This is a genomic window from Paenibacillus lentus, from assembly GCF_003931855.1.
Classification (GTDB): domain Bacteria; phylum Bacillota; class Bacilli; order Paenibacillales; family Paenibacillaceae; genus Fontibacillus; species Fontibacillus lentus.
Window position 1 is genome coordinate 63,554 of the sequence record NZ_CP034248.1, and the last position, 25,328, is coordinate 88,881.

The 25,328-nt window shown below is 47.4% G+C and carries 25 protein-coding genes and 1 pseudogene; 5 read left to right on the forward strand and 21 right to left on the reverse strand.

From position 1 onward, the window contains the following. Positions 1–15: 15 nt before the first annotated feature. Positions 16–420, reverse strand: a complete 405-nt coding sequence (gene acpS / locus EIM92_RS00365) for a holo-ACP synthase (RefSeq protein ID WP_125080977.1) — start codon at positions 418–420, stop codon at positions 16–18. A gap of 248 nt (positions 421–668) precedes the next feature. Here acpS and EIM92_RS00370 point away from each other — a divergent pair, with 248 nt between their 5' ends. After that, positions 669–1,496, forward strand: coding sequence for an alpha/beta fold hydrolase (locus tag EIM92_RS00370; RefSeq protein WP_125080978.1), 828 nt, complete (start codon positions 669–671; stop codon positions 1,494–1,496). Between the two features lie 45 nt (positions 1,497–1,541). On the opposite strand, the gene EIM92_RS00375 is transcribed toward EIM92_RS00370, so the two are convergent. The 7 genes from EIM92_RS00375 to EIM92_RS00405 form a co-directional block, all read right to left on the reverse strand. Next, complete coding sequence (locus EIM92_RS00375; protein ID WP_125080979.1) at positions 1,542–2,729, reverse strand: ABC transporter permease; 1,188 nt, start codon at positions 2,727–2,729, stop codon at positions 1,542–1,544. Further along, the gene (locus EIM92_RS00380) at positions 2,726–3,415 is read right to left on the reverse strand and encodes an ABC transporter ATP-binding protein (RefSeq protein WP_125080980.1); all 690 of its coding nucleotides are present in this window, start codon (positions 3,413–3,415) and stop codon (positions 2,726–2,728) included. Before EIM92_RS00380 ends, EIM92_RS00375 begins: the two co-directional genes overlap by 4 nt. After that, positions 3,412–4,482 (reverse strand): efflux RND transporter periplasmic adaptor subunit, encoded by a 1,071-nt coding sequence (locus EIM92_RS00385; protein WP_246021153.1) that lies wholly within the window; start codon positions 4,480–4,482, stop codon positions 3,412–3,414. Before EIM92_RS00385 ends, EIM92_RS00380 begins: the two co-directional genes overlap by 4 nt. A 14-nt stretch (positions 4,483–4,496) precedes the next feature. Then, positions 4,497–5,144: a YIP1 family protein gene (locus EIM92_RS00390; RefSeq protein WP_125080982.1), complete on the reverse strand. Its 648-nt coding sequence runs from the start codon at positions 5,142–5,144 to the stop codon at positions 4,497–4,499. Positions 5,145–5,340: 196 nt separating this feature from the next. Continuing rightward, entirely contained in the window at positions 5,341–6,150 is an 810-nt protein-coding gene (nadE, locus tag EIM92_RS00395; RefSeq protein ID WP_125084946.1) for an NAD(+) synthase, read from the reverse strand. Positions 6,151–6,273: 123 nt separating this feature from the next. Next, a complete protein-coding gene (locus EIM92_RS00400; protein ID WP_125080983.1) occupies positions 6,274–6,708 on the reverse strand; it encodes a BrxA/BrxB family bacilliredoxin in 435 nt (144 codons plus the stop codon). 126 nt (positions 6,709–6,834) lie between these two features. Then, entirely contained in the window at positions 6,835–8,550 is a 1,716-nt protein-coding gene (locus EIM92_RS00405; RefSeq protein ID WP_125080984.1) for an ATP-binding protein, read from the reverse strand. Between the two features lie 148 nt (positions 8,551–8,698). Between EIM92_RS00405 and EIM92_RS00410 the strand changes: the two genes are divergently transcribed. Then, positions 8,699–9,961 (forward strand): BaiN/RdsA family NAD(P)/FAD-dependent oxidoreductase, encoded by a 1,263-nt coding sequence (locus EIM92_RS00410; RefSeq protein ID WP_125080985.1) that lies wholly within the window; start codon positions 8,699–8,701, stop codon positions 9,959–9,961. Positions 9,962–9,981: 20 nt separating this feature from the next. Here the strand turns inward: EIM92_RS00410 and EIM92_RS00415 are convergent, their stop codons facing one another. Both EIM92_RS00415 and EIM92_RS00420 read right to left on the reverse strand, forming a co-directional pair. Continuing rightward, positions 9,982–11,223, reverse strand: a complete 1,242-nt coding sequence (locus EIM92_RS00415) for an ABC transporter permease (RefSeq protein ID WP_125080986.1) — start codon at positions 11,221–11,223, stop codon at positions 9,982–9,984. A gap of 22 nt (positions 11,224–11,245) precedes the next feature. Continuing rightward, positions 11,246–11,950, reverse strand: a complete 705-nt coding sequence (locus EIM92_RS00420; RefSeq protein WP_125080987.1) for an ABC transporter ATP-binding protein — start codon at positions 11,948–11,950, stop codon at positions 11,246–11,248. A gap of 303 nt (positions 11,951–12,253) precedes the next feature. On the opposite strand from EIM92_RS00420, the gene EIM92_RS00425 reads away from it, so the two are divergent. Beyond that, positions 12,254–12,721 (forward strand): MarR family winged helix-turn-helix transcriptional regulator, encoded by a 468-nt coding sequence (locus EIM92_RS00425; protein ID WP_125084947.1) that lies wholly within the window; start codon positions 12,254–12,256, stop codon positions 12,719–12,721. Positions 12,722–12,831: 110 nt separating this feature from the next. Here the strand turns inward: EIM92_RS00425 and EIM92_RS00430 are convergent, their stop codons facing one another. The 6 genes from EIM92_RS00430 to EIM92_RS00455 form a co-directional block, all read right to left on the reverse strand. Beyond that, entirely contained in the window at positions 12,832–13,176 is a 345-nt protein-coding gene (locus EIM92_RS00430; RefSeq protein WP_125080988.1) for a hypothetical protein, read from the reverse strand. Between the two features lie 59 nt (positions 13,177–13,235). Next, a complete protein-coding gene (locus EIM92_RS00435; RefSeq protein ID WP_246021475.1) occupies positions 13,236–14,684 on the reverse strand; it encodes an MDR family MFS transporter in 1,449 nt (482 codons plus the stop codon). A gap of 139 nt (positions 14,685–14,823) precedes the next feature. Beyond that, entirely contained in the window at positions 14,824–16,434 is a 1,611-nt protein-coding gene (locus tag EIM92_RS00440; RefSeq protein ID WP_246021476.1) for an ABC transporter ATP-binding protein, read from the reverse strand. A gap of 11 nt (positions 16,435–16,445) precedes the next feature. Beyond that, positions 16,446–16,991, reverse strand: coding sequence for an ECF transporter S component (locus tag EIM92_RS00445; RefSeq protein ID WP_125084948.1), 546 nt, complete (start codon positions 16,989–16,991; stop codon positions 16,446–16,448). Positions 16,992–17,130: 139 nt separating this feature from the next. Further along, positions 17,131–17,889, reverse strand: a complete 759-nt coding sequence (locus tag EIM92_RS00450) for an energy-coupling factor transporter transmembrane component T family protein (RefSeq protein WP_125080991.1) — start codon at positions 17,887–17,889, stop codon at positions 17,131–17,133. Continuing rightward, on the reverse strand, positions 17,883–18,464 hold the full coding sequence (locus tag EIM92_RS00455; RefSeq protein WP_125080992.1) for a GNAT family N-acetyltransferase: 582 nt from the start codon (positions 18,462–18,464) through the stop codon (positions 17,883–17,885). Before EIM92_RS00455 ends, EIM92_RS00450 begins: the two co-directional genes overlap by 7 nt. Before the next feature lie 171 nt (positions 18,465–18,635). On the opposite strand from EIM92_RS00455, the gene EIM92_RS00460 reads away from it, so the two are divergent. After that, positions 18,636–19,583, forward strand: coding sequence for an alpha/beta hydrolase (locus tag EIM92_RS00460; protein ID WP_125080993.1), 948 nt, complete (start codon positions 18,636–18,638; stop codon positions 19,581–19,583). Here the strand turns inward: EIM92_RS00460 and EIM92_RS24565 are convergent. Together EIM92_RS24565 and EIM92_RS00470 are read right to left on the reverse strand one after the other, a co-directional pair. Next, the gene (locus tag EIM92_RS24565) at positions 19,484–19,828 is read right to left on the reverse strand and encodes a Spo0E family sporulation regulatory protein-aspartic acid phosphatase (RefSeq protein WP_342772887.1); all 345 of its coding nucleotides are present in this window, start codon (positions 19,826–19,828) and stop codon (positions 19,484–19,486) included. The two genes, EIM92_RS00460 and EIM92_RS24565, sit on opposite strands and share 100 nt — an antisense overlap. 94 nt (positions 19,829–19,922) lie before the next feature. After that, positions 19,923–21,449: an endonuclease MutS2 gene (locus EIM92_RS00470; RefSeq protein WP_125080994.1), complete on the reverse strand. Its 1,527-nt coding sequence runs from the start codon at positions 21,447–21,449 to the stop codon at positions 19,923–19,925. A gap of 525 nt (positions 21,450–21,974) precedes the next feature. Here EIM92_RS00470 and EIM92_RS00475 point away from each other — a divergent pair. Next, positions 21,975–23,840, forward strand: coding sequence for an LTA synthase family protein (locus EIM92_RS00475; protein ID WP_246021155.1), 1,866 nt, complete (start codon positions 21,975–21,977; stop codon positions 23,838–23,840). A 242-nt stretch (positions 23,841–24,082) separates the two neighbouring features. On the opposite strand, the pseudogene EIM92_RS00480 reads toward EIM92_RS00475, so the two are convergent. The 3 genes and pseudogenes from EIM92_RS00480 to EIM92_RS23995 all read right to left on the reverse strand — a co-directional run. Beyond that, a pseudogene (locus EIM92_RS00480) lies at positions 24,083–24,363 on the reverse strand (PoNe immunity protein domain-containing protein); the annotation flags it as partial. Positions 24,364–24,739: 376 nt separating this feature from the next. Then, complete coding sequence (locus EIM92_RS23990; RefSeq protein WP_246021157.1) at positions 24,740–24,970, reverse strand: pentapeptide repeat-containing protein; 231 nt, start codon at positions 24,968–24,970, stop codon at positions 24,740–24,742. Continuing rightward, positions 24,948–25,217: a pentapeptide repeat-containing protein gene (locus EIM92_RS23995; protein WP_342772888.1), complete on the reverse strand. Its 270-nt coding sequence runs from the start codon at positions 25,215–25,217 to the stop codon at positions 24,948–24,950. Before EIM92_RS23995 ends, EIM92_RS23990 begins: the two co-directional genes overlap by 23 nt. Between the last annotated feature and the right edge of the window lie 111 nt (positions 25,218–25,328).

The window sequence follows — 25,328 nt, forward strand, 5'->3', positions numbered from 1 at the left end:
CGATTGCTCTCCCCTTTACTCCACACTCTCTACCTTTTCCACGATGACGAACGCAGAAGCAAGCTGTCGCTCGTGCGTAATGCTGAGATGCACGGTGTAGCCTGTCGATCCAGCACCCAAATCCAGACGCTCCCATGCTTCCGGTTTCAGAATAACATGAGGCTTTCCCGATTGATCCGGCAAAATCGACATATCCTGGAAGCCAAGCTTCTTCCCGATGCCACAGCCAAACGCCTTGCTGACCGCCTCCTTTGCCGCAAAACGCCCGGCCAGAAATTCTGCAGGACGCGTCTTGCTGCCCGGCAGCTCGCGCTCAGCTGGTGTCAGCACACGCTTCATCAACCTGTCCCCGGAAGCTCCGTTTACCATTTTCCGCATCCGTTCTATTTCAACCACATCATGCCCAATACCATATATCAACAACATCACTTCCTTAAGGAGGGCTGTTAAAAAGAATAGTTCTACATTTCAATTAAATGATTTATTATACTACTTTCACATTGTAGCAGGGAAGTTCAAGTAACATAAGCTCACAACCTGTTTTTCTCAAATTTATAATTTACAATTTTAAGTCATTTGTACTCGCAATGAATTTGATTCAATATGGTATAATAGCACAAAATAATAATTAACCGTCTCAAACCTGTCACGAAAGGATGCGTTTGAATATGCCGATGGATTTTAATATTCCGCTGGAAGGCGGTCATATGCTGCGCTGCACCAAATTTCCTGCCCAAGACAAAGCGGCTGGTCTTATTGTTATCGCTCACGGGTATAAGGGATTTAAAGATTGGGGCATGTTTCCTTACATTGCTGAACAGCTTAGCAAGCAACACGAGGTGGTTACATTCAACTTTTCCCATAATGGCATTGGCGAGAACCCCCTCGAATTCACGGAACTCGAACGATTCGCGGTGAATACATATGCTCGGGAGCTTAATGATCTGGAGGCATTGATTTCTCATCTCCGGCAGGAGAAGGAGCTGCGCTCCCTCCCGCTGTTCCTGCTTGGGCATAGCCGCGGCGCCGGTGTCTGCCTCGTTTACGCCTTGGATCATCCGGATGATGTAACTGGCGTTCTCTCATGGAACGGAGTTACGAGCCTCGACCTATTCACCGATGCCCAGAAGCAGGAAATGCGTGAGAAGGGACGAAGCTATGTCATCAATGGGCGAACAGGACAACAAATGCCGCTGGACGTGGCTATCCTAGAGGACATGGAGCGCCACCAAGAGCGTTATAATATTTTGGACCGCATCTCCTCAGCGACCTTTAAGATCGCCCTGATTCAAGGCTCTAACGACGGGGCACATTTGCGAGAGGGTTCAAGTAAACTTGTATCCATCAGGCCGGATATTCCCTGGATTCATATTCCGGGCGGCAATCATACGTTCAATACCGTCCATCCCTTTCAAGGAACGACTGCGCCACTAGAAGAGGCGCTTAAAGCAAGCCTGCTGTTCATTAATCAGACCTTATCCTTAATCAAATACTAGACAAAAAACCGGGTTATCCTAGGAACGGATAGCCCGGTTTTATATTTATTCATAACGTAATGCTTCGATTGGATGCAGCTTAGATGCCTTGTTGGCTGGATACAATCCGAAGAAAATCCCTACAGCTGCCGAGAATCCAAATGCCAATAGAATAGCCCACATGGATACAACGAACGGCCAGCCGGAAATGGTCGAGAAGAGGTAGGCTGCCCCCAGTCCAAGCAGTGCCCCTGCCGTTCCTCCAATAAAGCACAGTACGACCGCTTCAATCATGAATTGCAGCATGATCGTGCCCGGCGTAGCCCCAATCGCTTTACGGATCCCGATTTCCCGGGTTCGCTCGGTGACGGATACCAACATAATGTTCATAACGCCAATCCCGCCAACAAGCAACGAAATGCCAGCAATGGAACCGATAATCGTCTGCAAAATAGAGAAGGTACTCGAAACCATTTCCTCAGCGTCCTTCCCCGTTTGGGACATATATGCGCTTTGATCCACGTTATTCAAATCAGCTAGCCATTTCTTCACCCGTTCCATGGTCTCTTCTATATTCTCTGGCGACGAGGCAACCGCCTCAAGCGCCCGGAAGCGCTCGTTGCTTCCTGGCATAGCAGTGATCGGAGCAAAGGCCGAATATTGCTGCCCTTCAAATCCGCTCAGAATTGATTCCTGAGGTTTAAACACGCCAACAATACGGAAGGTTCCGTCCGACAGCACCAGCTTGCGACCGATAGCGGATTGTTCGGAGCCATACACCTCCTCGGCAAATTTCTTCTCTACTACGATGACCCTTTGCCGGCCTCGTTCCTCCTGTGAGGTAAAGAAGCGTCCAGCAACCATGTCAATTTTCTGCATTCTATTCGTTTGCGATGTCGTTGCCGTAATCGTAAAGCGTAGTGTCTCTTTTTTGTGCTTCATCGTCATGGAATATGGCAAGGAGGAAGAGGCATATTTAACACCATCTAGCTTACGGATCTCCGTTAGGTCACGAAGACGAAAATCCGTATCATTGTCGCCGCTGCTCTCCATCTGGTTCTCAAAAATAACAAAATAGCCGTCTTCATAAACTGATACGATGGACAAAATTGAGCTTTGGCCAGCCTGACCGATCGATACGACAGTGACCACCGCCGCCACACCGAATACGATACCGATCATCGTGAGGAATGAACGGAGCTTGTTCAGCCGCAAGTTATCGAGCGCGATCAGTATACTCTCCCATATGCTCATGTCGTAACACTTCCTTTACGCGTATCTTTGAGCATTTGCCCATCGCCGAAAAGTAAAATTCGATCCGCATGCTCGGCAATATCAGGCTCGTGGGTAACGAGTACAATCGTCGTTCCTTCCTGATGAATCTCCTTAAATAAATGCATAATTTCATGGGATGATTTCGTATCTAGGTTTCCGGTCGGTTCGTCGGCAAGCAAGATCGGTGCATTCATCGTCAAAGCCCTTGCGATAGCTACCCGCTGCCGCTGTCCCCCCGAAAGCTCGTTAGGCCGATGCTTCACGCGTCCCTCCAGCCCAACCCTCTTAAGCAGCTCCAGCGCTCGTTCATTACGCTGCTCGCGGCCAATTCCTGCGTACATCATCGGAAGAGTCACATTTTGCAGCACGGTCTGCCTGCCGAGCAGGTTAAAGCTTTGAAAGACAAAACCGATTTTTTGATTGCGCACACGCGCCAGCTGCTCTTCATCCAAAGTATGAACTTCTTCGCCATCCAGCTCATACTCCCCGGAAGTAGGTATATCAAGACAGCCAATGATGTTCATCAACGTGGATTTTCCAGATCCTGAGGAGCCCATGATCGCCACAAACTCTCCCCGCTCTACCTTTAAATTCAGCGGCTGCAGGGCTTGTACTTCCAACTCGCCATTCTTATAAACTTTCGAAATATCTCTTAGGGTAATCATGGCAGCTTCACCTTGTCGCCGTCCTTGAGCTGATTTGCCCCTTCCAAGACAACACTTTCCCCCTTTGCGGCGCCGGACACGATCTCAATGTACTCTTCATTTTCTTTACCCGTCTGCACCTCAGTCTTAACGGCAACTCCGTCCTGGATTTTGAACACAAAGGATTGTTCCCCTTCATATTGAACCGCAGTCAAAGGAACAAGCAACCGCTCCTTATCCGGTACTTCAAGTTCAATGGTTACATTATATCCAGGGCGAAGCTCCGGGGAAATGCGACTTAATTCCACCGTCATTTCGACGGAAGCGTCTTTAGAGGTCTGATCCACCAGAATGGCGATCGGAGACATGTATGTGACCTCTCCCTCATAGCTCTCTGTAATGGAGTCGCCGGTGACGATCGCCTGCATGCCTTCGTATACTTTGCCTGCATCCAGTTCGTTAAGATTTGCTTTCACTTTGAAAGCCGACAGATCCACGATGGTGGCTATTTGGCTGCCCTCAGCAATCATTTGTCCGGGATCGACAAGCACCTGAGTCAACACGCCTTCTTCTTCTGCATACACCACATGATTATTCAGTTTCTTCTCCAATGAAGCAATCATCAGTTTACTGGTCTGAATCCGGAGATCGAAGGAGGTCAAATCAAGCTCCTCCACTTCTACAGAAGGATCTTCGAGCATCTTTTCTTTGAACATATCAAAATGCTGTTTCTTCGCATTCATCCGCTCTGTTTCAATTAGTTCGAGGTTCAAACGCTCCTTCTCAATTTGTTCCTTGACGTCATCGATCTGCAGCGTCATTAGAACCTGCCCTTTCTTAATCGTGTCCCCTTGCTTCACTTCAACCTTCTCAACAACCCCGCTGGTGGGTGAATAAATATCCGTGCTTTTCCCTGCTTCCAATTTACCGCTGGTATAAATTTGTTCCGTAATAAGCCCCTCAAAGACCTCCGTCATCTCCACGGCTACTGCCCGATTCATATTCGTCAAATTAGCCAATACTAAAACAATAATGGTCAAACCCAGGATGGCGCCCCAAAACCATTTCTTCTTAAACAATATAATCACCCTATCCTATGTACTCAGACTGCTGGAACTGACAGAACTGTAATAAAAGAATAAATTAGCCAAACCGCCACAATCCAAACCGCAACCTTCTTCAATGGACGTTTCATCATTATGCCCGCTCCAACTATATACAGATAAAGCCCCCAAATTGTAAACGGATTAATTAGCAAGAGCGCGCGGTACATCGTTCCCGTCTTCTCCGGCATTAACGCCGCGAGACTAATTGTAACATCAGTCAAAGACCTAGCGTCCATTGCAAGTAGCAGAACAGTCGTCAGTAATCCTCCGATGACGGCCGGCAAGCTCGCATAAGCGGCTACGTTGGCAAATTGGAGGTATTTACCTTCACCACGCATGATCAGATTCAGTAAAACTAGTAAAAGTGCAACAAAAAAGATCATGAGGATAGTACCGAGGATGAGGGTGCCATAACTCATGATAGGAGTAAAGCCAACAGCCTGTTCAACCTGCTCCGGACTCAAGCCCCCGGTCTTCAGCAAGGATTCTCTGCTGAGTTCCATCAAATAAGGCATCTGTAAAGTAGTAGTAACAAAACCAAGGATAAGCGCTAAAATCATGGGTAAAATCCAAGCTACCTTCTTGTCTCTTACTCTTTCGAAAGTCTCCCTTGGTGAAGTAAATATGGTCAGCAAATTTTTCAACTCTACTCCTCCCTTGTTCTGAACAAAATCCCGTTGCCAAAATATACCGTATAAAATTTAAGCACTCTAGCTATATATACGACTCAATCTAAAAGAAAGATTCAATAATTTTTTATATTAACCTCTTTAACACAAAACACGGCAGAAATCCTGTATTCCTAATAAAGAAGCAGGACTTCTGCCTTCTGCCCCACTGTTATTTGCGTGGAATTGGATTGCGTTTATGCTCTGTTTTCAAATAATGAGACTCCAGGCGCTTCTGGATGGCAGGGTCAACCGACTTACCCTCCAAATAATCGCTATTGTCTTCATAACTGACGCCCAGTTCTAATTCATCATTCTGTCCTGCCCACAGTCCCGCGGTCGGTGCTTTGTTAATGATGCTCTCCGGTACGCCAAGCGCAGCTGCTATGTGCTGGATTTGGCGTTTGTTGAGCGAACTTAGAGGCATGAGATCCGCAGCCCCATCTCCCCATTTGGTATAAAATCCGGCAATGGACTCTGATGCATGATCGGTTCCGACGACGAGCAGGTTGAGCTCAAAGGACAGGGCATACTGCATAACCATTCGGGCTCTAGCCTTCACGTTCCCTTTGCCAGGTATGCTCAGATGTCTGAATTGGCCTAAGCTCTTCATTGCATGCTCTACTTCTAGAGCTATTTCATCTACCGTATCCTCGATACTCGTCTCCAGCGTATGCGTCAGCCCAAAAACCTTTGCAGTCTCATAGCTATCTCCTATATCCTCCTGATCGCCATAGGGCTGGAACACGCCTAAGGTTATATATTCCTTGCCCGTTTCCTCGGTCAGTTCATCTGTTGCCCGTTTGCAGAGCCCGGCGGCTACAGCGCTGTCCAATCCGCCACTAATCGCAATCAATAACCCCGTGGCTCGTGAGCTCTTTACATTTTCCTTTAGAAAACGGACGCGCTGCTCAATTTCCTCATCGACATTAATGCTCGACTTGACGCCCAGCCGTTCAATGATCTCCTGCTGCAAGCTCATCATCGCATCCCCCTTTCTTTATGCTATTAATGATGACTACTTTCGGGTCATAATTCGAAAAAAGCCCCGCTAATCGGCAAATACCGGTATTAGCAGGGCGCTTCATCGCTCGTACAGCTCTCCTTAGCGGCAGAAACGGTCGAATGCGCTCGTTAAATCAGCCGCAATCTCCTCCGCGGAACGATCCTCAATTTGATGTCGCTCGATGAAATGAACCAGCTCGCCGTCCTTCAGCAAAGCGATCGAGGGGGACGAAGGCGGATACGGCGCAAAATATTCGCGAGCCTTAGCCGTCGCTTCTTTATCTTGTCCGGCGAACACCGTATAGAGGTGATCCGGCGTCAAATCATGCTGCAGCGCTTTGGCAACGCCTGGACGACATTGTCCCGCTGCGCAACCGCATACCGAGTTCACGACAACGAGCGCAGTTCCTTTCGCCGCTGGCAGCTTGCTCTCTACATCCTCTGGCGTTCTTAATTCCTGAATCCCTAGTGTTGTTAGTTCATCTCTCATAGGCTGAACCATATCGCGCATATATTGATCAAATGACATGGACACGTGCTTTCACTCCTTAACAACTGATTAACACAGATCTGTGACTTTTCTCTCATCTGTGTTCGACTATATTTATTATACATTCATAAGAAAGGAAAGCAAATTCAAAGTGCATGTAAATCCCCTAATTCATCCGCTGTTCCCATGCGGGGAGCTTGGGTCAACCGAGAAGACGCAAGTAAATGTCGTACCGACTCCTTCCTCAGACCTTACGGTAATATTACCGCCATGACGTTCCATAATACTAAGACATAACGGAAGACCTAGTCCGGTACCCTTTGCCTTTGTCGTGTAAAATGGAGCAAACAGCTTCTGCTGCTGCACTTCCGATAGGCCTGGCCCTGAATCAATCACGCACAGCTTGATTCCATCTTCGTCGTAGCTCGTCATTAACGTGAGCAGCCCCTTCTCTCCCATCGCCTCCATACCGTTTCTAGCTAAGTTCAGAATCAGCTGCTTAATTTCTTTTACGTTCAAATACAACAGGGGAACACGCTCATCCAGCTTGACCTCAATGCTCTGTCCTCGCAAATTGGCCTCTGCCCAAAGAAGCGGCTTCAGCTCTTCAATAATATGGTGCAAACTACATAGCTCCTTGGTCACGACCCGATTCTGCGCCAGGGCCAGGAAATCACTGATAATACTGTTTGCTCGATCAAGCTCCTCCATTACAATCCGGTAATAATGGTCCAGGTCATTTGCGCTCTTCTCCCGCATCAACTGCAGGAAGCCTCTTACCACCGCCATCGGATTGCGAATTTCGTGTGTTATTCCGGCCGCCATTTGCCCGACAAGGCTGAGCCGCTCCACATGGTTCAATTCCATCCGCAGTGTCTCAAGTTCAGTGATGTCTTGTACGATAATGACAGCTGCGATCACTTCATCGGTCAGCCCTTGAATGATAGGGGACATGCTTGTAAAATACACTTTATCCTCAATTTGCAGCAGCTCCGTCGTTTTTGTTCCCTCCTGCAACGCCTTCTCGACACGCAAAGCAATCAGTCCAATATCAAAACCGCCGCACTCACCACCCAGCTTCTGTCCGATCAAACTTCCCCTGGTCGCAGAGGGATGATCATTTCGGTATAATTGAAGGAATGTGTCGTTCACCGACAGAATACAACGCTGTTGATCGATTAAAATGATATTCAACGGTGCGGCATCCATAATTTGCTGTAACTTGTCGGCTTCGCTAAAATATTGATTCGTTAGCTGCATCACATGCTTATTCTGACGCTCTTTCTCCAACGAGCTCGCCATATAATAACTGTACAAGCTGCTTACGATAGCAGCGGAGGCTAAATGTACCGTGGAGACCACGATGAGAGCAGGGACATGAGCCTGCTGTAGATTGACTGTCAATAACGGGGAAGCCGTGACCATTATTTGCCCGATGGCCAACCAGAGAAAGAGGATTACAGTTCTGTCTTGTTGTTTCCTCTCTCTAAACCGTCCGGCAGACCACAGGATAAATGGAAACAATAACAATCCGGTTTCTAGCAGCCAGCCTGTAATGGTGTAGTTTACGGCATAAAGGGGAAACAAGGCCATCCGAAAGACGCCCATGACGATACTCAACCGTAATCTGCTGTATAGCATTAGTACAAATAAGGGCATAATCCCGAATTCTAGCGGAATAATATCCGAGTACGTTTGAGAGAATAAAGCACAAAGAAGCATACTAGCAGCACAAATAGCCGCCATTCCCAATGAATAGGGTGATTTTGGTTCAACATTAGCCGGCCTCCGTCCAAAACCGCTCCACTTTTCGTATAATATCGGAAACAGAAATGCTGGCAAACTAGCAACAAAAAGCTGAATTACAATCTCTTTTATTGCATCCAAGTTCTCCCTCCTCAGGCGGAAGAATACTGTACTCATTTCGATTAAATCACAGCCGACAAAGTTTTACAATATTTCATGTTTAAAGAAATTAGTTCCGGTATTTCTATCTGAATAATAGTATTATTAGTACAAATGAAAGGAACATCTTATGAAAAATTACGATGTGATCGTGATCGGTGGGGGCCCCTCGGGATTGATGGCCTCCATAGCTGCTGCGGAGCAAGGTGCAGCCGTTGCTCTTCTGGACAAGGGAGACAAGCTGGGGCGCAAGCTCGGAATTTCCGGCGGCGGGCGCTGTAACGTAACGAATGCGAAGGAAATTGACGAGCTGATCAAGTATATCCCCGGAGGAGGGCGATTTCTGCACAGCGCCTTTGCTCTTTTCAGCAATCGAGATATTATTGCTTTTTTCGAGGGGCTGGGCATCGCGCTTAAGGAAGAGGATAACGGGAGAATGTTCCCCGTGTCTGACAAAGCGAAAACCGTGGTCAACGCTTTAATCGGCAAGGCCAAGTCTCTTGGCGTTACACTTCTTGTGCATCATGCCGTTCAAGAAGTTATCTATAACCAGGATCAGGTTGCAGGCGTGAAGCTGTCCTCCGGTGAAATTTACAAAGCCCCTGCGGTCGTTGTCGCTACCGGGGGCAAGTCGGTTCCGCACACCGGTTCTACCGGAGATGGCTACCCCTGGGCCGAGGCGGCAGGTCATACGATTACAGAACTATATCCGACGGAGACGCCAATCATTTCCAAAGAGCCCTTTATTACAAGCCGAGAGCTCCAGGGTCTGTCACTTCGAAATGTGAAGCTCTCGCTTCTAGATCCGAAAGGAAAGACTGTCGTAGCTCACCAAGGGGATATGATCTTCACTCATTTTGGCTTATCTGGCCCGATTGCCCTTCGATGCAGCGGATTTATCCGCGGCGTTAAAAAGAAGCACAATATATCCCTGGTCACGATGTCCATTGATCTGTTTCCTGATAAGAAGGCGGGCGGCCTTGAGAATGATATGCGCCAGCTGGCTGCGGCCGAGCCGAAAAAGGCGCTTAAAAATGTATTCAAAGGGACTCTGCCGGAGCGCTTGCTCCCCTTGCTGTTCCAGCGGGCGAACCTTCCCGGAGAGACAACCTACGAGCACTTGCCGAAGGAGCCCTGGCTCGCCTGGGTTCAATTCCTCAAGAATTTCACGTTCCAGGTCAGCGGGACGCGTCCTTTCGAAGAAGCTTTTGTTACAGGAGGCGGGGTGCACCTGAAGGAGATTAATCCGAAGACGATGGAATCCAAGCTCATGCCCGGCTTATTCTTTTGCGGAGAAGTGCTGGATGTGCATGGATATACGGGAGGCTATAACATTACGGCGGCCTTCGCGACCGGCTACACTGCAGGCTACCACGCAGGACAAGGAAAGTGAGACTAGCTCACCTTCCGCATCTAGCGCAAAAGCATTTTCGCAATGTAAGGCACGTATAGCACAACGGCGGCAGGAACTCCCAATGCTACGCCCCCAATGGCCTCAAATAGAGAAACGCCTAGTCCGGCGCTGATGAATACAACTCCAGGCTGCAACAACAACCGATTGGAAGGTACGACCGAGTTGTGCTTCAATTCAGGACTTATCGGCAGTATGGCCAGGAGATCCCTTTCCAAGAAATGCTTGCGAAAACCATTTAACCAGTAATACAGCAAAACCATCAGTAGAGTGAATACTACAACATTCACCGGAAAGGGCGGAGCTGCCACTGCAGCTATTCCCACTGCTATGAATTGCAAATACATGACAAGATCGCGCCCTCGAAAGAATGATTTCATCATCGCTTCGGCAAGTCTACTCTCAGGCTGGCGGGATCGGAGAAGCTGATTCGAACGGCGGAAAAGCCACGGACGCGATCTCGCCTTCCGGGGGCTGCTAGTAGCTCCCGAGAGCACCAATCCCGTAAGCCGTGTCTTTTGATATTCCTCCATACGAATCTCTGCCTCGAATAACCCGACTGTATGCGTTCGTAAGCGAACCAGCCAGACCACAGTTGTCAGCAGGAGCAATACAATAGCCACGGTAAGGCTTCGATTTGGATGCAGTATGAAGGCCCAAACGATAAAAACTCCTCCTAGGACAAGCTGAACCAGCGACTGGTACAGCACTTTTCTCCACCGTGCTGTGTATATGCCTATCAAATTCTCACTCAGCATCGCCACCGCCTTGATTCCTGCCACTATCACATACAGAAGCCCTATTTCTACTCCTGTCATTGTATATACCCGGAGAAGTATCGGTAAAAGAATGAGGATTATCAGCCCCCATATGAGTGCCTGAGTCACCAGGCTAACCAAGATGCCGCGCAATACGATCCCCCTGTTCCACTGCTCGTTCCGGTGCATAAACAAAACATCCGCATTCTCCTGGTAGGTCGTTAAGCCGCCCCCAAGATGAATAAGGAAATATAACAATAGGGGGATGACTGCGTAGGGAAGCTCCATAAGCCAGCCAGGCAGTTCCTCCTCCCACAAGACATAATAGCTTCGTCCGAATATCAACATGGCTGGAATACCAATGTAGAGCAGCACTACAGAATCCACTACCGATCGAAAGATGCCATATTGCTTGCCTATGTGATCCTTCCACCTTCTCATGAAATGACGATGGATTACATTTTCAGGCTCTTTTGTTCTCGCCATGCCATTCTCTCCTCCCTTCGCTTTAATCAGCTAGCCTATCAAAGCAATCAAACAACGAAGCCTCCGGCATGGCTGCTGTGGAGCGTATTTCCTCTAACGTTCCCTGTGCAGCGATCCTTCCCTGCGAAATGAGAACAAAATCATCGCAAATCCGCTCCGCCGTATCGAGCACATGCGTTGACATGAGAATTCCCGCCCCACGCTGCCGTTCCTCCTCCAGCAGGCTGAGAAAATCCTTGATCGCACGAGGATCAAGGCCGATAAACGGCTCATCGACGATATAAATATCAGGACGGCTCAGGAAACCGATCATCAGCATCATTTTTTGCCGCATGCCTTTAGAGAATCCCCCCGGCAGGTGATGACGAGCCTCAGTCATTCTAAATCTGTCTAGCAAGCGCTCGCCTTCCAGCTCCAACTCATGCTGCCCCATACCGTACACTGCGGCTGCCAAATCCAGATGCTCCCACAAGGTCAAATTCTCATAAAATACCGGGTGTTCCGGGATATAAGCATATTGCTCGTAACCGGCTTTAAAACGGATGGATGCTTCCGCATACGGCATAATGCCTAGAATGGTCTTGAGCACCGTACTCTTTCCTGCCCCGTTCGCTCCGATTAACCCCGTAAGTTTACCGGGGCGGATCGCAAGGGATACGTCCTTAACCTTAGGATCTCCGAATTCATATCCCGAATCGCTGATGTCTACTTCAAGTAGGATATCCATATAATCCCCCATTTCTATTATGAATTAGTCTAGAGGTATATACGTAATAGCGGCTAGCCTGTTCCATGAAATAGCGCTCTATTCATGCTGCTCAATTGGAAACAGGACATTATGCGTCCCGACTTTTGGATAAAACATGAACTTTTCAGGTTTTATTCAAGTTTTAAATATGTAAACCGTAAATTGTGATAAATTATATTTTTAAAAAATCGGGTATCCCCTAACATAATAGATATGAAGCAATAGCGATCTAACTCTATTTTCTATGACTGCATGTAAAATATAGATTAAGGCGGGATGATGATGTTGAAGACCGAGGAACGCGGAACCGATTTATCACTGCACTTGTACCGAGTATTTTCTAAGTCGTTTAAAAGTGTCAATGAGCATGCCGTAACGGGAAGCAAAATTCAGGGCTTCAATCCGACAGCCTTTGCTGTTTTGGAGGTTCTCTATTACAAGGGGCCTCAGCCCATTCAGCAAATCGGGGCCAAACTGCTGCTGCAGAGCGGCAACGTCACATATGTGATCGACAAGCTGGAAGCCGCTGGCTATTTGCAGCGACAGCCCTGTCCACGAGATCGGCGAGTCATATTTGCCGAACTGACGCCAAAGGGTAAAGAGCTGATGGATAAGCTTTATCCGGAGTTTTCCGAACGAATTGACTATGCCCTTAGCGGACTAGACAATGAAGAGAAGCAATTAATGATTACATTGCTGAAGAAAATGGGGCGTGAAGCCGAGAAGCTGGCTCCGCTTGCACGCAAGTAGTTAGAACCTGTGCCAATTATGCAAAAGGCTGCATCCTTCCGTAAACGGAGGGAGCAGCCTTTTCTTGTATACCTTGCATACTTTGTATTTGTATACAATGATCTTGTACCCTAGGATGGATTGGTAATCCGATGAAGCGCCTGTGCGCATTCATGAATGTGCCGTACGTAGTCCTCCGTCAGGTTCTGAACCTGCTCGGATTGTTCATTTACCGTCACGCCTTCCCGCTCGACATCGACCAGCTCCACCTTGACTTCCCGCCGATCCAAATAAGAGCACTGAAAGTCAAAGGTGTAATCCTGACGCCCCTCTGCATTGATATGTATCCGTAAACCGTAGGGGTCTGCAAGATCAGCCTGGACTATAGTCTTATCGCCAGGATTGAGATATTCCGGTAGTTGCTCCTGCCAGGCGTTAACCAAAGTGCCTTGATCCACGTTCCAATCCTCATTCATTGTAACACCTCCCCTTTCCTTGTTAAGGTGCGGAGGCGTCGCCTCTTTTATGCATACAGCTACTTCTCTTTCTCGACCTCAGGTGCACGGTTCCGCAGGCCAAATACCGATACGACGCCAACAAGCGCCAATATGGCCATCACGACAAACAGGGTATGCAAACTGTTCTGCAGCACATGCTTCAGCTCACTCCAGAGCTCGGGAGACAGATTTTGCACTTTTTCCGGAGATAGCAAATTGTTAATGTCGTCCTGGGATACTTTGAGCCCGGAAGCCGTGCCAGCCGATGTCTGGGTTACGATCCGCAAATTGATCAACGTTCCGAATACGGCAACGCCGATCGTCTGCCCGATGGACTTAGTGAAGGTGTTCAGAGCATTCGAAGCCCCACGGAGGCTGTAGCCGACCGAAGATTGGGCGATAATCGTAAACACCGTGAAGGAGAAGCCAAAGCCGATACCGTACATCGCGTTAAAAACTAGCATCAGATAGAGCGGCGTCTCCTCCGTCATAAAAGCGATTCCTGCCGCTCCAAATGCAATGATGATCATTCCGATCAAGGACGTGTAGCGTGAACCTTTGCTAATGATCCAGCGCGCTCCATACACGGAGCCAAAGAGCCAGCCGATCGACATCGGAGCCAGAATAAGTCCGGACATCGTAGCATTCTGCCCCAAAACCCCTTGTATCCAAAGCGGTAAATAGGAGGTAAGTCCAATGAGCAGGGCGCTAGCCACCAGACTTGCTATGTTCGAGAAGGCGATGTCCCGCACTTTAAATAGCTTAAGAGGTACGAGCGGTTCCTCCGCCCGGTTCTCTACGATTAGGAACAGGCTGAGCGATATTGCAGCGATCGCCAAAATAGCGATTAACCAAGGGGACGTCCAGGCGAATTGCTGGCCGCCTGTCGCGAGTCCAAACAGGAGTGCCGTCACACCGATTGTAAAGGTTATCGCGCCGGCAATATCAATTTTCACCTTCTGCTTCTCATTTTTCTCATGTAAGTATTTCAAAATGAAAAAAAGCGACAGTAAACCGAACGGCACATTAAAGCCAAATACCCATCTCCAGTTTAAATAATCGACGACATAGCCGCCGAGCAGCGGCCCGACGAGAGATGAAATCCCCCATACAGAGCTGATTAAAGCTTGAACCCTAGCTCTTTCTTCAATCGAATAAATATCGCCGATAATTGTAAACGTGACCGGAATCAGCGCACCGGCTCCGATCCCCTGCAGTGCACGGAATACAATCAGTTGTTCCATGCTCTGCGAAAGTCCGGATAGTAATGATCCCGCCAAAAACAATAAAGACCCGATAATAAATACGGGCTTCCTACCATAAAGATCACTCATCTTCCCAAAAATCGGGGTCGAAACAGCCATCGTCAGCAGATAAGCTGTAAACACCCAGCTCAGCAAAGCTACTCCACCCAAATCTCCAACGATTCTCGGGCCTGCCGGACCAATGACCGTACCTTCAATTGCTGCAAGGAAAGTGGACAGCATTAAACCGGTCAAAATATAATTACGTTTCAATGATATATTCAAAGGGATGACTTCCTTTCCGAAGCTTAACAATTTTCCATACATGTCCTTAAGCTAGCTAATAGTATAAGGGAAGCCCCTCTAAAAAGGAAGAAGCAGACTACAACTGTAGTCTGCCCTGATCCATCATCCAAATTGTTAGTGGTTCGCCCGCAAAGCACTCGGGCTCATGGGTAATCATAATAACGGACGCCCCCTCTCTCACTGCTCGGCGGCATAATGCGGCGAGAGCCCTGGTCCCTCTGTAATCGGCCCCTGCGGTAGGCTCGTCCAAAATATACAGCTTCTTCGGCACCATCATGGCAGCTGCCGCGCTAAGCAGGCGTTTCTCCCCGCCGCTTAGCAGATAAGGAGAAACCTCTCCTCGTTCGGACAGTCCGATACTCTGCAGCAATTCCTCAGCACGCTCAATGATTTCTTGGGGCAGCGCATCTCCCGGCCTCAGGCGCATCTGGAATCGTGGACCGTAAATTAATTCCTCCCATACAGTGGCAGCCACGAATTGATGCTCCGGCTGCTGAAAGACATATCCAATATCCCCTGCAAGCTCATACAAGGTCAGCTTTGCGACATCCTGTCCTTGCCACCAAATCGTGCCGCGAGGCGGGGACAGCAAACCCATGAGCAAACGGGACAGCGTGGTCTTACCCGAGCCGTTCTCCCCGCAGAGCAAACGCCATTCCCCGACATTTAAAGTCAGATTCACATCCTGCAGCACTGTCGGTCCTGCTTTGCCATAAGCAAAGGACAGGCCTTGAATTTGAAGCAGCGGCTCTCGCCCCGATCCTCGCAGCCGTTTGCCGATTTTAGCCGGGCCCATGGATAACGAGCCCTCTTCAACATAAGCAGCACCCGGCAAGTGCTCTTCCGCTGTGTGACTCGCTTGACTTGCTTGACTCGCTTCTGAGATCTTCACGTGGCGCTGGGCTAGACTCTCTGTGCAGGGCGGCGGAAGACTTTGCCCCGGAAGCACGCCAAGCTCCACTAAATGCGCCCATTTCCGGCTAATCAGTTCATCCGTTGGCCCATCTATCATCACTTTGCCGCCCTCCATCACGATAAGCCGTGGCGCTGCTTGCGCTAGCTCATCGAGTCGGCCAGACACCGTGATAAGGGTCCGGCCTTCCCGATGCAGCTGGCGCAACAAAGCAAGAAATCGCCGCCGCGAGTTCACGTCCAGACTCGCCACAGGCTCGTCGAACACGAGCACCGGCGGAGCCAGCGCCAGCACTGCCGCGATGGCCGTTCGCTGCCGCTGTCCGCCTGACAGCGCATGGACGCTGTCATATCGCCGCTCCGTGAGATCCACCGCGGCAAGGGCGTCTGTAACCCGCTGCTCAATCGCGGGCACATCAAAGCGCAAGTTCTCGGGGCCGAAGGCTACCTCGTCCTCTACCCGCCCCTGTACTAGCTGCGCATCAGGGTCTTGAAACACAGCGCCGATACGCTGCACTACCTCAGCGATGCTTGCCTCGGCCGGGTCAAGCCCGTCCACAAGCAGCACCCCGTCGCGAACACCGCCCCCGGCTCTTGGCAAATAGCCGCTGAGAAGCTGCGCGATCGTCGATTTGCCGCTCCCGCTGTGACCAGTTATCGCAACCCACTCCCCGGGGCGAATTGCAAGCGACACATCCGTCACGACAGGCCCCTCATCCGCTTCATACCGAAAGGCTACATGCTGCAGCTCGATGATTGGCTTCTTCCTGGTCACCGTCAAATCCATCAGCCCTTTACGCTAACGGCAAAGCGGCGAAGCAGACCGCTTCGAGCCAAAGCATCGCCCAGCAATTTAGTCAGCACCCCGCACAATATGATACCGCTAATCGTCCGTACGACTAGAGCTATAAGCAGGATGTTCAAGCTCCAATTCATATAACCAAACATTTGAGCTGCCACAAAAAACCAAATGGGCACCATAGCCCCGCCAGCCAGCAAGAGCACCGACCAGCCCCAATTTCGATATTTAAAAATAAAAAATATAAGTTCCGCAATGACCATATAACAGGCCGCAGCAGCAAAGCACGAAAGAAGTCCATAAGCGGTTCCCATAAAAGACTGAACAACCGCTCCAATGCTATAAGTAATCACTGCCGTACCCGGTTTACGAATAATGTAATAAGCGAGGAGACCGTATACCATATATAATCCAGTTATCGTGGAGGTTGCGATAGGTCCTCCGATACTGTTCAACGCTTGGTTGACAGGCGATAAGTATACCGTCATCACTGCATTCGCCGCGGCCAGCATGGCCATAAGTACAATATCCATCGTAGTAAAAGCGGCGAAGGCTTTCCTTGCATCTCCATTCCCTTGCTTCACTTTAATCTTCCTTTCACCTTAATTGTTAACCTCATACATGAATTTAGGTTAACAATTAAGTTTCGTCAAGACTTTTTTTTCAGGGCAGCTATAAAAGCAGCAGTATCACAAGTGCGAAGATGCTAGTGAAACAGACGACATAACCGCTAATCCCTATCCTTACATCACGGAAATAGGTACGGTTCTCAAAGGCTCCAAATCCCTTGGCATCCATCGCTCCGGCAGTTTGCTGAACACGGCGGATCGCCCCCGCAAAAATAGAGAACAACTGACTGCGGCCCATCGTTAGGCGCTCTTTAATACCGCGTGGAGCCCGTCCTCCGCGTATTTTCCGTGCGGCATTGGTTATTTTGGCCTCTGCTTCTAATAAGGGCAGAAAGGTCAATGCCATAGATATCCCAAACAGGAAACGGTAGGGCAGTTTTAGCCGCTGAGCCATAATGACGATAAAGTCCTTGGCATCCGTAGATTCAATATAGATCAGCGATGAGAGGAACAATACCATCATTCGCAATGTAACGGCCGCCCCGTGAAGCAGCCCAACTTCGGTCAATGAAAATGGCCCCAAGGTTAAATAAATCTGTCCTGCAGCGGCTGAGATCGATGTCAGAATAAATAGCGGCAACCCAAAGCCCGCGATAAATAATACTCTTCTGCCTAGCCGCCCCATACTCATTCCCGCTCCAGCTATAGCAGCAACCAAGACGAACAACAGCATCACAGCTTGCGGAATCGGGTGCTCCATACGCATCGCCAAAATAGCCAAACAGAACAAAGCCACCAGTTTGCTTAACGGATCGAGTCGCTCTAGCGGAAATTTTTTTGCAATTCCCCCTTGTGTCACCATGCTTTTCCTCCCGAATAATATTCTTGCCTGAGCAGCGAAAACATCAGCAAATCCACAAAACCATCCTCCGTCTTCTGGTACTGCCGAAGCAAACCTTCTTCCGTAAAATCAAAAGCCCGAAGCAGCCTTTGGGAAGCAGCATTGTGCGGGTGCACAAGCGCCTCAATCCGGTTTAAGCCTATCGTCTGGTAGCCGTAGGACAGAACCATACGCATCGCCTCCGACATGTATCCGTGTCCCCAATATTCCTTGCCTAAATCATATCCGATTTCCCCGCGATAGGACCCCGACAGCTCCCAAACGTTAAAGCCGCAGCTGCCTATCAATTGTCCCTCTTCCTTCAATTCGATTCCCCAGCGTAAAGCATCCTCACTCTCCGACAGTGTGTTTAACAATTGAATCATTTCCAATGTATCCTCCACAGAGGCAAATGGAGGGATATTCATATATTTAACGACCTCAGGATCGCTCCAAAATTGAAACATCCGCTGGGCATCTGCTCGCTCCATTTTTCTTAAACGCAATCGTTCGCTTTCAATAACGGGTATATATCCCCCGCATCTATACAATTTCATCACTCCTTTTAAGACATACCTATATAGCTAATCACAAACAAGGAGGATGAGTCAAAGATAAATTAATTTGAACCAATTTTTTGAAACTTCTTCGATTTTCTTGCCTTGATTTCGGTGATACTATGATACAAAGAGATAAATATCGGAGGAAATATAGGAGGATACCTGCATATGGTTTACACCATTCTAATCATTATTATACTGGTGGTTGTGCTCGCTGCCAGTCTCTTAACACGCTTTGCGGTTCGACAAATCACTCAAATGAAATTGCAGACCTATGAGAATATATTCGCCTACCTGGAGAAAACAGGCATTTACTCGCGAGACCGTTTTGAAATGCTCGCTAAAAAGGAAGTGAAGGTCATTTCCAGGGATGGACTTGCTTTAAGCGGCTACGTATTGGAAAACTTCCCTGACTCCAAGCAGTGGGTCATTATCGTCCATGGCTACACCGTATCGTTGCACGTATCTGCTCAGTACGTAGATATGTTCCAAGAGGAAGGATTCAACGTTCTGCTCATCGACCAGCGCCGACACGGTAATAGCGAAGGAGAATATACAACCTACGGTTACCATGAGAAGCACGATGTGCAAACTTGGGTAACCTGGCTGCTGGACCATTACGGCCGCGATCTCATCATCGGCTTACATGGCCAATCCTTTGGCGGGGGAACAGTTCTGGAGTATCTCTCCATCGCCCATCCAAATGTCAAATTCGTAATCGCCGATTGTCCTTACTCCGATTTGACAGAACTTATGACTTACCAACTCCGCGTGCTAAATAAAATCCCCGCCTTTCCGTTCCTACCCCTGATTGACAGGCGACTGGAACGAAAAGCGGGGTTCAGGCTAAAGCAGGTAAGTCCGCTTAAAACGGTAGAACAAAGTACGATACCCGTTATGTTTGTGCACGGCACGCAAGACGATTATGTACCTACTCACATGAGTAAAGATCTGTATGAACATAAGCCAGAGCCTAAAAAATTGCTGCTCATAGAGGGGGCTCAACATGCCGACGCCTATAGCGTCGATCCGAAACGGTATTCGGAAGAAGTGCATTCCTTTATCCGAGAAGCGTTGGCTACTCCAGCCGTAAAATCTTGCCTGCCCAGCATTTGATTCTGAGCTTGTACAATATATTTATCGAGACGCTGACTTAACTCCAGCACCGTCTCACTACTAAAATTGCTGCTGTCCGCAGCATTCATTAACTCTAATCGTAGGTTTTCGATCGTGTCCATAAGTTCCCCGCTAACTTTGGGGCGATTGGTGTGCCGGCCCATGCTACACAGTGCCTCGTAAGCCATAAATTCACCTTCTCTCTTCTGGTCCACTCCATCATAACCCATGATGACAAAAAACATATTCTTAAAAATAGAAAAATATTAACATTATTTGTCGATCTTTAGGAGATAGGAGCGAGCCAGGGAACTTCTCCCTGACTCGCTTCTCCTCTATTTATCGATTCTCTATCATTTCCCTAGATCGCTCTATGATGTCCAGGGATATCCCGAGCTTGCTCGCGATTTCAATTGCATAGCTCTGGCCCGCCTGGCCGATCGTCAAACGATACAGCGGCATTAACGTCTCAGGGTCGAATTCCATACGGGCATTCTGAAAGCCCTCCGTTTGTGCGGCAAATGTTTTGAGCTCATTAAAATGGGTGGTAACTAGAACCGTCGCTCCCAGGCGGTTTAACTCTTCAAGGATCGCTATCGATAAGGCGATTCCTTCTCCGGGGTCGGTTCCTGCCGCCAATTCATCGATCAGAAGCAGCGTATTCGGACCCGCTTCGCGAATCATGGAGACCAAGCTCTTAATTTGTGCAGAGAAGGTGCTTAACGATTGCTCCAGATTTTGACCATCGCCAATCACAGCCATAATGCGGTTAAAGATGGCAAATCTGCTGCCAGGATTTACCGGAACAAGCAGACCCGATTGCACCATTAAGGCGAGCAATCCAAATGTTTTCAGGACAACAGTTTTCCCGCCTGTGTTGGGCCCTGTAATGATAAGCGTCTTGTAGGTGGAGCCAATGGCCAAATCCAGCGGCACCATCGTTTTAAGTAAATGCGGATGACGCGCTCCCAAAATTCTGCTCCCCCCGTCCTCACAAATTTGAACGGCCACGCCATCCATAGTCATTGCATACTTGGCTTTGGCGAAAATAAAATCATATGTGCCCGTGATCTCAATATTTTGCGACAGCTCATGCGCTTCTTTTTCCACCATTTCTGTCAAAACCCCGAGAATTTTAGCTTCCTCACGCGCTTCATCCCCGGCCAGCACCTCCAGCTCAGCTTGGAGCGATGCTACTTCATCCGGTTCTATAAATACCGTCTGACCGCTCGTAGATTGATCCAAGCTTTTTCCTTTGACCTGCCTGTAGTAATCCTTTTTCACTGGAATCACATATCTGCCGCCTCGCATACTGACCAAATTCTCTTGCAGGATGGCGGCGTGCCTGGACATGACCGCGTTCAGCTTCTTCTGGATTTTATCCTTTAACATCGCCATCTTACGGCGAATTTTCTCAAGTTCGCGGCTGGCACCATCCAGAATGACCCCATGGCGAATGCAGCGCTGTATCTCCTGCTGTAAATGCGGCAATTCATACAGCGAAGCCGCGTAAATCCCGATTCGGGGAGCAAGCTCGCCCTTGGATGCCATATACTTTTTAAGCTGCCCGCAGCTTTGCAGAAACGTCTGAATAGCCGTAAAATCTTTCTCTGTGAACAGATACCCCGTACCAATTAGAGCTACAACATTTTCAATGCCTTCCAGCGAAGGCAATGGAATACTCGTTCCTGCCATTAGCAGTGTCTTGGCATCCACCGTCTCCTCCATCGCCTGCTCAATCTGCGCTCTCCGTTCCATCGGGAACAGCTTCTTAATCCGTAACTTGCCTTCATAAGATACGGCGTAGCTTGCCAGCTCCTCTTTAATCTTGTCGTATTCCAACATGCCCAATGTAAATGATTCCATGATCGCTAGCCTCCATTTCTTCCTCTTAAATTTGTACAACAAAAAAAGGGCGTAAGAATGCACATAGCGCATCCCTAGCCCTTGTATCCTTAGCTGTCCGCATATTCAGAAAATAAAAAAACCGTGCTGAACAACAGCACGGAGTTAGATTCCGAATACAAACAGCAATAAAGGCGCCGTATGATGTCCCGCGTGTTCTTAACTAAATTCACAGACCGCAATTCAGGTACACGAAGCTAGGCGCACGTTGTAGAGATAACGGCACTTCTATCGTACGAATGACAGTCCATATGAAATTAATTAGTTAAGAACGACTACCAACATCAAATTCTCTCCTTTAACGAGGTTATGTATAATTTAACAGCATTTACGGCTTCTAGTCAATGATGAGCTTCCTTGAACGATATTTTCATCTGCCTGTAATATGAGGTATTATATAAAAGTATTTATCCACTAATGTAAACGGAGTGTAAGCAGCAAAGGCGCTTTCGCTCCCAGCTATATTTTTGAAAGGAAGGGAACATTGTGTCTTTACTACATCGGATCCGTCCATCCAATATGAAGCCATTCGTTTTTTTCTCGATCATTATGGTTTTGAAAATCTACATTACCTGGCTCGCTGTTTTCGATGGGGCACAGCCCTGGGGGCCGTTGCTGAAGGAAATCCCATTTATCTGGATCGCCTTCATCCTAATTGAATGGTTCTCCTCCAAACGCAAAATCGGGATTTACCTTGGAGTGAATTTCATTATTACCGCCGTTCTTTTTGCCGTCATTATGTATTATAAATATTACGGTGTGATCGTTAATCCTAATGCACTGCAGCAGGTTAACCAGGTAACCGCAGTCAAGAATAGCGTCTTCTCGCTGCTCTCGCCACACTACCTGCTGATCTTTCTAGACATTGTGGTACTGGGATTTTGGCTGATGCGAAAAAAACGATCCTGCGTTATCAAGAGCTTCTTCAATCTTAAACGGATTAGAGGAAGTGTTGCGGCCGTGATCTTCTCGGTCTCTCTTGCTCTATGCGTTTTCAACATTTGGCCGAACCGAGCCACTATGAACGAAATCAAACAAGCGGAGCAAATGGGGATTCTCAATTATGAGACATACACCATATTTAAAAGCAAAGAACCGGAGCTGACCGATAAGAGGGAGATATCGCAAGCCAAAATAAATGAACTCAAGGGGATTACTCCTGTCGCTGAGCCCGCTTATTTTGGAGCAGCACAAGACAAGAACGTCATCATCATTCAAATGGAATCCTTCCAAAATTTCTTGATCGATTTCAAGATTGACGGACAGGAAGTGACCCCGACGATGAATAAATTGGCACGGGACAATATTTACTTCAGACATTTCTATCAAATGGTCGGCCAAGGCAATACCTCGGATGCTGAATTCGTCGTCAATACGTCCTTTTACATTCCTTATAACGAGGCAGCGACGCAAAATTATGCTTCCAAACAGCTTCCGAGCTTGCCGAAGTTGCTCAAAGCCCAAGGCTATGATACGGCAACCTTCCATACGAATGTCGTTGACTTCTGGAATCGCCGTGCTCTGTATAATGCAATCGGATTTGACCGTTTTTACGATAAAACGTATTTCGGCAGCGAGGACACCGTCTTCTTCGGCCCTTCGGACGAGGTGCTGTACACGAAAACGATCGACGAAATTCAAAAAATGTATGATGCGGATCATCCGTTCTACGCCCATGTACTCTCTATGACCGCGCACCATCCTTATACCCTGCCGAATGAGAAACGCAGCTTCCCATTGCCTGAACGCTATCAGGACAATATGGTCGGCGACTATATCCAGGCGCAAAATTATGCAGATCAGGCGCTTGGCAAGTTCATCGAGGAGCTGAAGGAGAGAGGTATTTGGGACGACAGCATAGTATTGATTTATGGCGACCATCTCGGCCTGCCGATGTATTCTCTGGACAAACAGGGGCTAGAGCTGATGAAGGAGATCTATGGCAAGGAATATAGCTATATCGATATGATTAATATACCGCTGATTGTTTCGGCTCCAAATATGTCCGAGCCCGCAGTACTAGATACGGTTGGCGGTCAAGTAGACATTTTACCTACCTTGGCCAATCTATTAGGAATCTCATTAGATCAGCAGATCCACTTCGGCCAAGATTTATTCAATCAAACGTATAACCTGCTGCCACAGCGGTATTATTTGCCTTCAGGATCATTCCTGAATGATAAAGCTTTATTCCTGCCTGGCATCGAATATCAGGACGGAATCCATTTTCCATTTCATGAAGCTCAAGCGTCGCAACATCTTACTACAGAAAAAGAGTATGACCGCGCCCTGCAATTGCTGCATTTATCCGACAGCTACGTGCGTCAGCTCCCGGATGTCCCCATAGAATAATTTGTACCAATATTAAATTACCACTACATGAAAAACCGGTCGTTCAAGAAGTTTTTTCTCGGCGACCGGTTTTTTTTGGTTCTCAATTTAACTCGACCTCGTCAAAACAAGTTTCTATACTCACTCTACATCCAGGATCGTTACCTCGTACATCTTATTAATTTTTGTATCTATCGGTACCATCGCAAAGTATTGTTGATCATTATGTAGAACAAATTGAACTAACTTCGTTTTTAAACCCTTCCCACATTCTCCAAATCAGTAATTGCATTTTCAAAATCTGCTTTTATTGTTTCAATGTTGTTTCCTAAAGAGTATTTTGCCCTAATGTTCTCCATCTCATATAGAAAGTTACTTAAGTATCTTCCCTCAATAATACTATGATTATCATTAGGATTTCTTTGAATACCATTTTTAATTTCCTCTTTTAAACTGTTAATATCCTCCCTATTTTCTTCAATAAATTCGATATTTAATCCAATTCCTCTCTCAATTCATCTTCATTACATAAATGATCTCGCAGCATATTTCAATCCTCCTTACTCTTATTAAGGCCTCAGTTTCATTAGCCACTTACTACAATTACTAGTTCCTATTGTTCATTTACAAATCATCGATGTCTTAACTCGTATATATCCTCTATCGTTTCCTGTAATCGGAATACGATTTTATTATTTAAGGGTCGTTCCCCATAGATAATAGAATAAAAAAAGTCAAACACTCTCAAGCTATTTATCATTTTATCAATTGAAAAATTAGGCTTCACTCGATAAAAAATTCCATTTTCCCCATATACTTTATCGGACATTCTTTTCCATCTCATAAGTTAGGATTGCGGAAAACTCAAAATTAAAAGCGACCATCTATTTAATCTAGATGACCGCCCAATGAAACCTTAATCATATTTGTTTTAACATGATTTCCCTAACACCATTATCAAATTTGGCTCCTTCTATGTTAGCCCCCTTCCAGGTAACACCATCAAGATCTGCATTAGTGAAATCAGCTTCTTGAAAATTACCATTAGTTAAATGGGCTCCTGATAAGTTTACACCAGTAAAGTTCGCTCTTATAGCTTGAACATTAGATAAATCAGCGTCAATAAAGTCAGATTCCGAAAAAATCTCCACCTAAGAGATTTGCACCATTAAAGATCGTTTTATCAAAGAACGCTTCTACCGCACTTATATCTGTTAGATTCGCATTCCGGAATGTAGCCTCAATAAGAGTCGTTCCTGATAAATTACCATAAGAAAATTCGGCCTCATCAAAGCAAGTTTCTATACAGGTACTAACCCAGATCTCTGCATGTTTCAGCTGTGCTTTACGAAGATTCGCCTCACTGAAGACACAGTCCGCTATATCCGCTTCTTCCAAGTTACAGTTTTCAAGATTGGCTTTATCAAATTCACAATCACGAAATGAAACATTGCTGCTCTGAGATTAGCATAAATGAAAAAGGTCAATCGTATCTGCTAGCATATAGAT

Bases quoted from the DNA above. Each gene is read 5' to 3' on its own strand.
- EIM92_RS00370 (WP_125080978.1), top strand. From the start codon at position 669: ATGCCGATGGATTTTAATATTCCGCTGGAAGGCGGTCATATGCTGCGC.
- EIM92_RS00375 (WP_125080979.1), bottom strand. From the start codon at position 2,729: ATGAGCATATGGGAGAGTATACTGATCGCGCTCGATAACTTGCGGCTG.
- EIM92_RS00380 (WP_125080980.1), bottom strand. From the start codon at position 3,415: ATGATTACCCTAAGAGATATTTCGAAAGTTTATAAGAATGGCGAGTTG.
- nadE (WP_125084946.1), bottom strand. From the start codon at position 6,150: ATGAGCTTGCAGCAGGAGATCATTGAACGGCTGGGCGTCAAGTCGAGC.
- EIM92_RS00410 (WP_125080985.1), top strand. From the start codon at position 8,699: ATGAAAAATTACGATGTGATCGTGATCGGTGGGGGCCCCTCGGGATTG.
- EIM92_RS00415 (WP_125080986.1), bottom strand. From the start codon at position 11,223: ATGGCGAGAACAAAAGAGCCTGAAAATGTAATCCATCGTCATTTCATG.
- EIM92_RS00420 (WP_125080987.1), bottom strand. From the start codon at position 11,950: ATGGATATCCTACTTGAAGTAGACATCAGCGATTCGGGATATGAATTC.
- EIM92_RS00425 (WP_125084947.1), top strand. From the start codon at position 12,254: ATGTTGAAGACCGAGGAACGCGGAACCGATTTATCACTGCACTTGTAC.
- EIM92_RS00430 (WP_125080988.1), bottom strand. From the start codon at position 13,176: ATGAATGAGGATTGGAACGTGGATCAAGGCACTTTGGTTAACGCCTGG.
- EIM92_RS00435 (WP_246021475.1), bottom strand. From the start codon at position 14,684: ATGCTGTCCACTTTCCTTGCAGCAATTGAAGGTACGGTCATTGGTCCG.
- EIM92_RS00445 (WP_125084948.1), bottom strand. From the start codon at position 16,991: ATGGATATTGTACTTATGGCCATGCTGGCCGCGGCGAATGCAGTGATG.
- EIM92_RS00450 (WP_125080991.1), bottom strand. From the start codon at position 17,889: ATGGTGACACAAGGGGGAATTGCAAAAAAATTTCCGCTAGAGCGACTC.
- EIM92_RS00455 (WP_125080992.1), bottom strand. From the start codon at position 18,464: ATGAAATTGTATAGATGCGGGGGATATATACCCGTTATTGAAAGCGAA.
- EIM92_RS00460 (WP_125080993.1), top strand. From the start codon at position 18,636: ATGGTTTACACCATTCTAATCATTATTATACTGGTGGTTGTGCTCGCT.
- EIM92_RS24565 (WP_342772887.1), bottom strand. From the start codon at position 19,828: ATGTTTTTTGTCATCATGGGTTATGATGGAGTGGACCAGAAGAGAGAA.
- EIM92_RS00470 (WP_125080994.1), bottom strand. From the start codon at position 21,449: ATGGAATCATTTACATTGGGCATGTTGGAATACGACAAGATTAAAGAG.